8 protein-coding genes are annotated in these 11,259 nt (G+C 71.6%); 3 read left to right on the forward strand and 5 right to left on the reverse strand.

Annotation, left to right across the window (positions count from 1 at the left end):
• Together ITP53_RS49290 and ITP53_RS49295 are read right to left on the reverse strand one after the other, a co-directional pair.
• Positions 1–639 (reverse strand): condensation domain-containing protein (locus ITP53_RS49290; RefSeq protein WP_207757529.1); only part of this gene is annotated, 639 nt, incomplete at its 3' end.
• Positions 636–5,174 carry a non-ribosomal peptide synthetase gene (locus ITP53_RS49295; RefSeq protein ID WP_195902400.1) on the reverse strand — a complete coding sequence of 1,513 codons (4,539 nt, stop codon included), beginning with the start codon at positions 5,172–5,174 and terminating at the stop codon, positions 636–638. The genes ITP53_RS49290 and ITP53_RS49295, both read right to left, overlap by 4 nt.
• A 310-nt stretch (positions 5,175–5,484) precedes the next feature.
• Between ITP53_RS49295 and ITP53_RS49300 the strand changes: the two genes are divergently transcribed.
• From ITP53_RS49300 to ITP53_RS49310, 3 genes are all read left to right on the forward strand, one after another.
• On the forward strand, positions 5,485–6,150 hold the full coding sequence (locus ITP53_RS49300) for a response regulator transcription factor (RefSeq protein ID WP_195902401.1): 666 nt from the start codon (positions 5,485–5,487) through the stop codon (positions 6,148–6,150).
• A gap of 135 nt (positions 6,151–6,285) precedes the next feature.
• Complete coding sequence (locus ITP53_RS49305; RefSeq protein ID WP_195902402.1) at positions 6,286–7,425, forward strand: hypothetical protein; 1,140 nt, start codon at positions 6,286–6,288, stop codon at positions 7,423–7,425.
• The gene (locus ITP53_RS49310; protein ID WP_207757530.1) at positions 7,425–8,066 is read left to right on the forward strand and encodes a flavin reductase family protein; all 642 of its coding nucleotides are present in this window, start codon (positions 7,425–7,427) and stop codon (positions 8,064–8,066) included. The genes ITP53_RS49305 and ITP53_RS49310 overlap by 1 nt, the downstream gene beginning before the upstream one ends.
• A gap of 30 nt (positions 8,067–8,096) precedes the next feature.
• Here ITP53_RS49310 and ITP53_RS49315 read toward each other — a convergent pair whose 3' ends face one another.
• From ITP53_RS49315 to ITP53_RS49325, 3 genes are all read right to left on the reverse strand, one after another.
• On the reverse strand, positions 8,097–9,272 hold the full coding sequence (locus tag ITP53_RS49315) for a PucR family transcriptional regulator (RefSeq protein ID WP_195902403.1): 1,176 nt from the start codon (positions 9,270–9,272) through the stop codon (positions 8,097–8,099).
• Between the two features lie 128 nt (positions 9,273–9,400).
• Positions 9,401–10,162, reverse strand: a complete 762-nt coding sequence (locus ITP53_RS49320; RefSeq protein WP_195902404.1) for a thioesterase II family protein — start codon at positions 10,160–10,162, stop codon at positions 9,401–9,403.
• Positions 10,163–10,268: 106 nt separating this feature from the next.
• Positions 10,269–10,961 carry a hypothetical protein gene (locus ITP53_RS49325; protein ID WP_195902405.1) on the reverse strand — a complete coding sequence of 231 codons (693 nt, stop codon included), beginning with the start codon at positions 10,959–10,961 and terminating at the stop codon, positions 10,269–10,271.
• Positions 10,962–11,259: the final 298 nt, after the last annotated feature.

The following is an 11,259-nucleotide window of genomic DNA, read 5'->3' on the forward strand; positions in this document are numbered from 1 at the left end:
GCGCGTGCGGTCGGTGGGCAGGCTGACATCGGGCAGGCCGCTGAGGCGGTGCCGCCAGTGGTCCAGATCCCGGGCGGCCGCCCGGGTGGCCAGCCGCTCCCGCTCCCGAGCGGCGAAGTCCGCATAGGAACCGCCACGGACCGCTCCCCTCTCATCGACGCCATGGACCTGGGTGCTCTCGGCCACGGAAGCGCCGGCGGGAGAGGCCGCAGGAGAGGCGATGGGGGCGGGAGGGGCGGTGTTTTCGGTGGCGTAGGTGCGGGCGACCTCGCGGGTGAAGAGGGTGATGGAGAGCCGGTCCATGACCAGTTGGTGCGCCACCACCGCAACCACGTGCAGGCCGGGCCCACGCCGTACCAGGGAGACTCGCACGGGCGGTGGCGTGGCAGGCGCGGACACCTGGGCCACCTCCCTGGCGACCAGCCGCCCGATCTCCCTGTCCTGCTCGCCGGGACCGAGGCCCGACACGTCCACGAGGGGCACGCTCACCCAGGCGGCGCCCGCCGCCCCGCGCAGGATGTCGTGGCGGCCGGCCACCACCCGGACGGCTTCCTGGAGCAGGCCCCCGTCCAGATCGCCGCGTACCTCGAAGAGGCCGGCGGACGGGGCCCTGGTGCGTGCGGCGGTGCTGCCGATCATCGGCGCTGCCCCTCGGCGGAGCCGGCGAGCAGCTTGATCGCGCTGGGCGGCTTGAGCTGCCCCCGCTCGATGAGGAACGACAGCGAGTCGTGCATCCACTTCTCGTCGATGTCCGGAGCCGTGATGTCCGTGCCCTCCTGCGCCGCGAGCGTGTGGGCGCACTCGAGCCGGGGATCGAGCTTGAGGTGGTCGTCCCACCGCATGGGCAGCCCGGCCTCACCGCTCTCGTACAGGAACAGGACCGGTAGCAGCGGGTAGATCGGGTGCCCTGGGCTGACCCGCCTGGCCCGCTCGACCGCCTCGCTGAAGGAGACGACCTCGAATTCGTACCCGTACGACCGGACCCAGTCGTAGGTGGCCATCGTGGGGATCGCGTCCACGTTCCAGAGGTGGAAGATCTCCCCTATGGATTTCTCCTGCATCGTGATGTGCACGAAGGTCTTGCTCGCATAGTCGACGGTCGTGCAGTTCAGCACCTCGTCGTACTCCGGCAGGATGCCGAGCTCGAGGAAGCCACGCAGCCCGACGAGGATGTAGTCGGTCTGGTGGCAGGCGCCCGTCCCCGTGTGCCCCATCATGATCGACGGGCGGAAGATGGTCGTGGGCACCCCGCGTTCCTTGGCCAGCTCGACGATCTTCTCGGAGATCCACTTCGTCTGCGGGTAGCTGAACGGCACGTGCGGCGGCAGCTGCGGCAGCGGGTCCTCCAGGAAGGGCCTGGGCATGTGCGAGCCGACGAGCACGTCGATCGTCGACACGAAGTGCACGATCTTCACCTTCGTGGTGCAGGCGAGACGCAGCACCTCCACGGTGCCGTGCACGTTCGGGCCCTTGAGCACCGAGTACGGCCAGACGAAGTTGACCAGCGCCGCGTTGTGGTAGATCGAGTCGATCTTGCCGGCGAGGTCCATGAACGCCTTCTCCGACAGGCCGAACCGCGGCTCGGACAGATCGCCCACGACCGGCTTGACGCGGGTGCGGAACTTCTCGTCCCAGTTGACCTTGAACGTGTCCGCGGTCCGCTTGAGCCGGTCGATCGCGTTCTCCGGACCGGAGGCCCTGACCAGGCAGTGCACGTCGGCACTGGTCTGCTCCAGTATCTGCTCCAGGATGAAGATGCCCAGGTAGCCGGTCGCGCCGGTGAGGAAGACGCCCGACGGGTTCATGATGTCGGCCGTCGGCAGGCCGTCCGGCTTGATGGCGGGGTCGAGCTGGATCTCCGAGAGCATCGTCGCCGGGTCGCGCGAATCCTGCAGCCCCTGGTAGCCGCCCTTCCAGAACAGCTCGATCGTGCCGGCGACGCCTTCCACGGTGGGCTGCGTGAACAGCAGCGGCAGCGGCAGGTCCACGCCGTAGAGCCCGGCGAGGATGGCGCCGACCCTGGCGATCAGCAGGGAGTTCCCGCCGAGCTCGAAGAAGTCGTCGTGCCGCCCGACGCGCTCGATGCCCAGCGACTCCCCGAACGCCTGCGCCACCTCCCGTTCGACCTTGGTCTGCGGCGCCTCGTACGGTGCGCTGCGACGCTGCTGCTCGTCCGGCGAGGGCAGGGCCTGGCGGTCGACCTTGCCGTGCGGGGTGAGGGGGAGCTTGTCGAGGAAGACGTAGGTGGAAGGGAGCATGTAGTGCGGCAGGCTCGCCAGGAGGTGGGCGTTGAGCTCCTCCCGGCTGATGGCCTCGGCCCTGGTGATGAGGTACGCGATGAGGCGCGGATCCCCGGCCCTCTCGTGATCGGCGGTGACGACGGCGTTGGCGATGGCCGGGTGGTCCTGGAGGGTGGTTTCGATTTCGCCGAGTTCGATGCGGTAACCGCGGATCTTGGTCTGGGTGTCGGTACGGCCGAGGAACTCGATGGTGCCGTCAGGCAGCCAGCGTCCCCGGTCGCCGGTGTGGTAGAGGCGTTCGCCCGGGTGGTAGGGGTCCGGGGTGAAGTGTTCGGCGGTCAGGGCGGGGCGGTTGAGGTAACCCCGGGTGATGCCGGGCCCGCCGATGTGGATCTGCCCGGGGATGCCTTGGGGCAGGGGGTTGAGGTCGTCGTCGAGAATGAGGACGCGGGCGCCCGGGATGGGCCTGCCGATGGGGACGCTCGCGCCGGCGAAGTCAGGCGGGCACGGGTGGAAGGTGCTCCAGACGGTCGCCTCGGTGGGGCCGTACTCGTTGTAAAGCGGAGCTTCGGGCAGCGTCTCGTAGTGCTGCCGTACCAGCGCCGCGGGCAGCGCCTCGCCGGCCAGCACGCAGAACCGCACGGTCCGCAGCGACTGCGGCTGCACGTCCAGCATCACCGAGTACTGCGAAGGCACCCCGTCCAGGTGCGTCACCTGGTGCTGCTCGATGAGCCGGCCAAGCAGCCGCGGATCCTGCATCTCCACCGGGTCGGGCAGGACCAGCCGGCTGCCCTGGCCGAGAGTCCAGTACAGCCCGGCCGCCGAGGCGTCGAACGTGAACGGCGCCAGCATCAGGTACGCCGCCCCCGCCACGTCCGACCCCTCGCCGAACGCCTCCTGCCGCGCGGCGGTGGCGTGGGCGAGGTTCGCGCAGGACGCGAGGACGCCCTTGGGCGTGCCGGTCGAGCCGGAGGTGTAGATGATGTACGCCAGGTTCGCGCGGTCGACAGGCGAGTCCAGGTCGGTGCCGTCCGCGCCGCCGCCGAAGTCGTCCAGCGTGATCGTGGTGATGGCCTCCGGCCAGGTCCGCTGGTGATGGCTGTGGGCGAGCAGCACGTCGATGCCGGCGTCGGTCAGGATGAAGCGCTGGCGCTCGGCGGGCGTGTCGGGGTCCAGGGGAACGTAGGCCGCCCCCGCCTTGAGCACCGCCAGCAGCGCGGTGACCGTGTGCGTCGTGCGCTCGGCGATCACGCCCACGCGCTTCTCCGGGCCCGCGCCCAGCTCGCGCAGGTGGCGGGCGAGCCGGTTGGCCTGGGCGTTGAGAGCGCCGTACGTCAGCCTGTCGGATCCGGCCACGACCGCCACGGCCTCCGGGTTCCTGGCGGCCTGCTCCTCGACGAGCCGGTGCACCAGCCGGGGCTCGGCGGTGTGCGCGGGGCCGTCGGCCCATTCGCGGGTGACGCGGGTGTACTCGTCGGGGGGCAGCATGGGGAGCGCGGAGAGCACCTGGTCGGGCTGCTCGGTGGCGGCCAGGCCGAGTGTCCGGAGGTGGCCGAGCATGCTCACGGCGGTGCTCGCGTCGAAGAGTTCGTTCGCGTAGTCCAGCCGTACGGACAGGGTCCCGTCCTCGGCCGTGGCCAGGCGGAAGGTGAGGTCGAACGGCGCGAGAGGGGCGTCCGCCCAGGTCTCCCGCCATTCGAGCCCGTCATGCGACGTCGCTGGGGCCGGCTCGTCCTGGACGAAACGCACCTGGTAGAGGGGCGGCGCGGTGGAGTCGCCCTGCGGGAGCTCGTCCACGAGATGCTCGAACGGTGTCTCCTGGTGCTCCATCGCCTGCGTACGGGCGTCGGCGACCCGCGTGACCAATTCGGCGAACGTGGGACCGCCGGTGAGGTCGGCCCGCAGGACGACCGCGTTCTCGAACGGGCCGAGAGCGCCCGCCCAGCCGTCGGGGCGGCCAGGCACGGGCAGGCCGACGGCGATGTCGCGCCGGCCGCTGTACCGGGACAGCACGGTCAGCCAGGTGGCGAGCAGCACGTCAGGCACCGTGGCGCCGATGCGTTCCGCCAGCGCCTCCCATCGGGCGGCAAGGCCGGACGGCACCTGCCAGCGGTGGCTCGCGCCGGACAGCGAGCGGGAGCCCATCGGGGGGCGCGGCCGGTCGGTGGGCAGGTTCGTGTCGGGCAGTCCGCCGAGGCGCTGCCGCCAGTAGTCGAGGTCGTGGGCGGCTTCCGGCGTGGCCAGCCGCTCCCGCTGCCACGCGGCGAACCCGGCGAACGTGGCCTGCTCGCCGCCGCCCGAAGACGCCTGCCCGGACCCGGCGTCGGAAGTCACCTGCCCGGACCCCGTGTCGCGACCCGAAGACGCCTGCCCGGACAGGGTGTGCTCCCGTGCGATCTCGCGGACGAACAGCCTGACGCTGGCCTGGTCCATGACGAGTTGGTGCGCGACGACCACCATCGTGTGGTGCTCGGGCGCCCGGCGTACCAGGGAAACCCGCACCAGCGGCGGGGTCGCGAGGTCGAACACCTGGGCCGCCTCTCTGGCGACCAGCCGCCCGATCTCCGTGTCCTGCTCGCCCGAGGCCAGCCCCGACACGTCCACCAGCGGCACGCTGAGCCACACCGAGGACGCGGGCGCCCACACCGGCTCCCCTTCGACCTCGACGAACCCGCCCGTGAGGATCTCGTGCCGCCTTGCCACGGCCCGCACGGCCTCCTGCAGCGCGGCCGAGTCGAGCGGGCCCCGCACCTCGGACACGCCGAGAACGTGGGTGGGGATGGCGGGCTCCATCTGGCGGAGCACCCACAGCCGCCGCTGCAGAGGACTGAACCGGTCGACGCCGCGACTCCGCTTCTCGACCAGCAGCTCGGCCAGCAGCCGCCGCTTCTCCTCCGCGGAGAGATTGCCTATTTCAGCACGGCGAGAGGTCATCGTCCGTTCCCTTCGGCGGTGGCGGCGGAGTAGGCACGCTTCCTACTCGTCTCGCCGGGAAGGGTAAATACGTCGCCGTCGGCACTCACAGGGCGGATTTCCAACATTCACTGTCGGCACCGCTTCCGGCGACCGGCAATCGGTGGCGGCGACCAGCCGAGGTTGAGGGCCGAAGAAATATGGGTTTATCGCGCGGAAGTGTGGGGAGGGCGGAAAAGTGTCCCCTGAAGCCAGCAGCGGGGAGGCTGAGCGGCACAACTTCGTCGGTTCCGCCTTATCCCCTTCGGCGCAGAATCTGGTCGGATCAAGAGTGGACGTCCTCGTCATAGAGGCGGACCCCCTTGCACGGGGAGTCATCAAGGAGAACATCTGCCGGGAGCCGTGCCTCAACCTCGTCGCCGAGGCCGACGGCAGAGACGGGGCTCGGGAGCTGATGGGATCCTGCCCGGACTGCGTCGTCGTCATCGACCCGTACCAGCCCAAGGTGGGCCCGTCCGTGCTGCACGAGATCGCCGAGACCTGCCAGTGGCAGGTCCTCGTCTTCACGGCGACGCGCTCCAGGTCGTTCGTCTCACAGGCGGTCGCCGCGGGCGCGATGGGCTATCTGCTCAAGGAGAACGGCGCCCGCGCGCTCAGCGCCGCCGTGGTGGCGGTCGCCTCGGGCAACGTCGTGCTCGCCGACTCGGCGGCCAGGGCGCTTCTGCCGATGCCCGCCGGGGGCAACATGCGCGGCCGGCTGCTGCGCAACCTCACCGAGCAGGAGTTGCGCATCCTGCGCTTCCTCTCGCTGGGAGCCAGCACGTCCGAGATCGCCGCCGTCCTGCACATCAGCGACTCCACGGTCAAGTCACACATCTCACACATGCTGTCCAAGCTGGAGGTACGCGACCGCACGCAGGCGGTCGTCTTCGCCTACCAGAGCGGCCTCATCTCGGTCGCCGACTTCGACTGGACGCCCACGCCCCACAGGGGCTGACCGGTTTCCGGAAGCCGGAAGGCGACGGTTGCCAGGTCGTCCACGTCGGGATCGTTCGGCCGGAGCATGGCGCTTCCTACGATGTTGGCCGGCCCAACCACGGCATGGCCCACCACAGCATGAGGAGGTCTGGTCATGGGCGCGGGATGTCCCGAGATCCCGATCGTCGTCCTTCCTGAAGACGGTCTCGTACACAGCCGGACCTCACTCGACGGTTCGCTCCTGGCGGGCCTCGCGGCGGCGGCGGAGACGCTGGCCCGGGCCCGCCACGCCCTCCTGAACCCCGCCGGGGTGCCGGGCCCGGCCGTGGAGGTGATCGGCGGGGCCGCCGACCAGGTGTGCGAGCTGGCCCGCCGGGCCGCGCTGCCGCCGCTCGACGTCTCTGGCCTGGCGCCGATCGTGCCGAACCACGACTACTTCGGCGTCCGCACGGCCAGGCTGGACGGCCCGCGCCTCGCCGCCGAGGTCACGACGATCGCCGCCCGCGCCCTGGACGACCTGCGGCACGCCCGGCTGGAGGTGAACGACCTGGCGGCCGAACTCCTGGCGATATCCGACCTCCTGGGCGGGCTCCCAGGCGATGCCCCCGCACCCGCGGCGGAACCGTCCCACGGCACCCGTGCCCAACGGGTGCCCGGTGACAGCCCGTACTTCCCAGTCCCGACCGAGCTGACCCGCTGGATCGCCGTCCACCACCTCTACTTCCTCCTCAACCTCCGTGCCGCCGGCGCCGTGTCCCGTGCCGCCGCGGCGGCGCGGGACGGCGACCGGGCGGTCACGCTCGCCGCGCTCAGGGAGGCGACCGTCCACGTGCGGGGCTTCACCGCCGCCATGGTCCACTCCGGGGACATGTCCGAGGCCTGCTACGAGGCGACCGTCCGCCCGACGATGCGTCCTCCCGCCGTGGACACGGAGCTCACCGGCCGCACCCAGCCTGAGCACCGCGCGTACCGGCGCGTTATGGCCAGGCTCGTCGAGGAGTTCTCCGAACCGTACGCCGCCCTGGCCGCCCGCGACCCCGAACTCGCCCTCGCCAGGGACGCGCTGCTCGAAGCCGACCTCATCGACATCGAACGGCACGTCCTGGTCGCCGCCGCGCTGGTGGGCGACGACCGCTCGATCGTGCAGGGCGAGGCCACGGAGGGGAACGCGGTCAGCATGCTCCGCACGATGCGGCACGGCAGGGCGGACCGGTACCGCGTTCTCATGAGATACGGCGACGACGTGACGGCGGCCCTGCCACAGCCCGCCGCCGCGGCAAAGGAGACCACCTGATGGCCGGTTCGCACGCACGACCCCCGATGGACCTCGACCGGCACCTGGAAATCGACCCCTCGGAATGGACCAAACCAGACACCTACGACCTGGTGACGGCGCTCGTGGTGCCCAGACCCATCGCCTGGGTCTCCACGGTGTCGCCGGGCGGCCACCGGAACCTCGCGCCGCACTCGTACTTCAATCTCGTCGCGGACCATCCGGTGCATGTGGCGTTCAGCTCCGTCGGCGTCAAGGACACCCTGCGCAACATCCGCGCGACCGGCGAGTTCGTGGTCAACTTCGCCGGCCAGCAACTGCTCAGCGCCCTGGATGCCACGGCCGCTGACGTCGATCCGGAATGCGACGAGTTCATGATCGCGGGGGTGACGCCGGAGGGGTCGCACCGCGTCACGCCGCCCCGCGTCGCCGAGGCGCCCGCGCACTTCGAGTGCGTGCTCGCCGGCCAGGTGCCGGTCGGCAACTGCACGCTGGTCATCGGCCGGGTCGTCCACGTGCACGTGGCGCCGTACGTCTGGTCGAAGCGCCGCGTGGATCCCGCCGCGCTGGACCCGACCGTGCGGCTGTCACGCAGGTACGGGATGCTCGCGCCGGTCTTCACGCCAGAGGAGAGCCCGAGCCCGCACGTGCTGGCGGAGTGAGAGGGAGAGGGTGCTGCCGCCGGGGCCGGTTCAGGAGGCGACCGGCAGGGGCTTGCGCGGCCAGTCGAAATAGCGCGCGCCGATGAGGGCGATCTCCAGCGCCAGGCGTTCCCTGGGCACATGGACGTCGTGCCCGGTCAGGGCGCGGATCCGGTTCAGCCGGTACGTGACGGCGCGTTCCGTCAGGTAGAAGCGGCGGGCGACCTTGGCCGTCACGCAGCCGGAGGCGAAGTAGCCGTCCAGCGTCTCGAGGAGCGGCTCCGCCCCGTAGCGGGCGTTCACCAGCGGCCCGAGCACCGTGTCGATGAAGTCCGCGATGACCTCGGCATCCCTGAGCACCACCCGGTAGAGCAGCAGGTCGGCGGCCGCTACGACCCGCTCGGAGAAGCGGAGCCTGGCGGCGAGCAGCAGCGCGTCGCCGCAGTCACGATAGGAGCGGCACACCCCCTGCACACCGGTACGCGGCTGGCCGACAGCCACCCGCCAGGCCGTCGCCGCCTCCTGTTCGACCACCCTGGCCAGCGCCGCCCCGATGGGGGCCTCCGCCCTGCCGTCGTGCCGGACGGGCGGGGGCACCGGAGCGATCACCAGCAGCCTGCCGTCCTTGATGGCCGCGAGCACGTTACCGCGCTCCGTGTCCGCTCGCAGGGCCGCCTCGGCCCGAGCCAGGACCCTGTCCGACTCGCCGAACGGCCGTGCCGCCTCGGCCACCGCCACGACATGATCGGCCACGAGTTGCAGGCCGAACCGCTCGGCCCGGTCCGCCAGCGAGCTGATGTCGCCGGTGCCCTCCAGCAGGTCGTCGATGAACCGCCGGCGGGAGTCCTCCTCGACGCGGAGCGCCTCCTCCTGTGCCTGCTGGTAGCCGGAGGTCACGGCGGCCACCGCGGTCGACATGGCGGTCAGTACGTCGGAGCCCATCGTCGCCACGGCGTCGGCGTCGAGCATGCAGCCGGACCGTCCGCGCGCCATGCGCGGCAGATTGGGCCAGGCTCGCTTCGTCGCGTCGACGAAGAGGTCGACGGTGGTGGCCAGCGACAGGCCCCCGTGGGCGGCGGTCGCGCCCGTGCTCTCGAATTCCTTCAACTCGCGCTGGCTCAGCCTGCGGCCCGTGACGGCCACGTCGAGCAGCGTGTCGGGGTAGCCGCCCAGGCCCGCCCCGTCCGGCTCCACGATCAACTGGAGCCACTTCTCCTTTTCAGCCATGGGTATCACCCAAGTGCGTCGTCGGATGGAATACCTTCCAAGGCCCCAGTAGATCCCGGCGGGGAAGGGCTGTCATCCGCCTCAGGAGGTCGGCCACTCCTCTAAAGTGGGTGCCCGCCCCAGCCGGCTCAACTATCGGCGGAGACGACCTTCGCGATCACGGACAGCACGTCGGCGAGCCGGTCCTGGACGAAGAAGTGGCCGCCGGGCATCTCGTGGAAGGCGAACGCGCCGCTGGTCTGCGCCTCCCACGCCTCCGTCTGGGCGCGGTCGGCCTCCGGGTCCGCCGTGCCGGCGAACGCCGTGACAGGGTGGCCGAGCGGGGGCTCGGGCTCGTATGCACAGGTCTCGACGACTGCGAAGTCCGCGCGCAGCACGGGCAGCAGCACGTCCAGGAGCCCGGGGATCTGGAACACCTCGGGCGAGAGGCCGCCCATCTCCCGTAGCCGCCGGACCAGCTCCGCCTCCGGCAGCGGGTGCAGCGGCGGCGGCTGGGGCAACTGCGGGGCCGGGCAGCCGGACACGAACAGGTGCAGCGGTCGTGGCGCGCCCCGGCGGCGCAGCCAGCGGGACAGCTCGAAGGCGACACGCGCGCCCATGCTGTGCCCGTACAGGGCGAACGGCCTGTCCAGCGCGTCGGCGACGGCGGGGCCGAGGCCGTCGAGTAGCTCGCCCATGTCGTCGATGGGGCGCTCGCCCATGCGGCTCTCCCTGCCGGGCAACTGCACGGCGCAGACCTCGATCGCGGGGGGCAGCCCGCGCGCCCAGCCCCGGAACGCGGCCGTGCCGCCGCCACCGTGCGGGAGGCAGATGAGCCGGAGATCCGCCGACGGGTTGGGCGGGCTCATCCGCAGCCAGCCGCCGCCTGTCTGCTGCCCTGCCGCGCTCATCCCGCCCTCATCCTCCCGGCCTCAACCGACCTCATCCCCCGGCCTCTTCCCGATCCTCATCCCCGGCCTCTTCCCGGCCCTCATTCCCCCGGCCTCATCCAGACCCTCATCCCGACCATGGCACCATCACGGCGACTATCCAGCCGAGCAGGCCCGCCTGGATGAGCGCGGCCACCCTCGGATCCCTGCCCGCGGCGTAGGCGGCGGCGGCCAGCGGCTCGAAGAGGAGCAGCAGCACGCCGAGGAACATGGCGTAGAGGCCGACGATGTCCTGGAAGACGCCGAGGACGAGCCCCACGTATACGACGATCACCGCCAGCAGGCGACCGGCCAGCGAGCCGGCCACGGCGACGAGGAGGTTGCCGCGCCGTAGCAGGCCCTCCAGAGCGAGGAAGAAGGGCAGGGCCAGGGCCGCGGAGACGATCCCGGCCATCGCGCGCTCTGAGGTGGGGACGAGCCGGTGGAACACCGGGCCCAGAGGGGCGAGCAGCACGTACGTTCCCGCGAGGCCGACGAGGGCGGGCAGCACCAGCCGGGCCGCGCCGTCGGTCAGGCGGCGGGGAGCGTCCAGCAGCCGTCCCCACCGGCTCGCCGGAGCCATGGCGGGGATCGCGAGGAGGATCCCGCCGGAGACGGCGAGGAAGGCCAGCATCGCGTCACCGCCCTCGAGGCCGAGGAACCCGGCCAGCGTGCGCCCGTCCACCCCGCCCACGTACTGGACGGGCAGCGAGGCGAGCATCGCCCCGGCGAACAGCACCAACCGCCAGTGCGCCCCCGCCGCCTCCGCACCCCCTCCCACCGGGAGGGAACGCCCGGAGCGGCGATCCGTACGGATCGATCCAGCGGAGACGCCACTCACACTCGCCGCGCCTGGGCCGTCCTGGAGGCGCCCCGCCTGACCGGGGCCCTCCAAAGTGCGCCCCGCCGGGCCATCCGAGGGGTGTCCCGCTGGGCCGGGGTCGTCTGGAGGGTGTCCTGCTGGGACCAGGGCGTGAAGGGGGCGCTCCGCCGGGATCGTGGGCTGGGGGTGGTGCTCCGTTGCGAGGGCGGCGGGCGGGCGGCGGGCGGCCCAGCCCCCCGCGAAGCCCAGCCCCGCC

Source organism: Nonomuraea cypriaca (genome assembly GCF_015645445.1).
GTDB classification, from domain to species: domain Bacteria; phylum Actinomycetota; class Actinomycetes; order Streptosporangiales; family Streptosporangiaceae; genus Nonomuraea; species Nonomuraea cypriaca.

Excerpts from the sequence above, each read along its gene's own strand:
- ITP53_RS49295 (WP_195902400.1), bottom strand. The coding sequence starts at position 5,174 with ATGACCTCTCGCCGTGCTGAAATAGGCAATCTCTCCGCGGAGGAGAAG.
- ITP53_RS49305 (WP_195902402.1), top strand. The coding sequence starts at position 6,286 with ATGGGCGCGGGATGTCCCGAGATCCCGATCGTCGTCCTTCCTGAAGAC.
- ITP53_RS49310 (WP_207757530.1), top strand. The coding sequence starts at position 7,425 with ATGGCCGGTTCGCACGCACGACCCCCGATGGACCTCGACCGGCACCTG.
- ITP53_RS49315 (WP_195902403.1), bottom strand. The coding sequence starts at position 9,272 with ATGGCTGAAAAGGAGAAGTGGCTCCAGTTGATCGTGGAGCCGGACGGG.
- ITP53_RS49320 (WP_195902404.1), bottom strand. The coding sequence starts at position 10,162 with ATGAGCGCGGCAGGGCAGCAGACAGGCGGCGGCTGGCTGCGGATGAGC.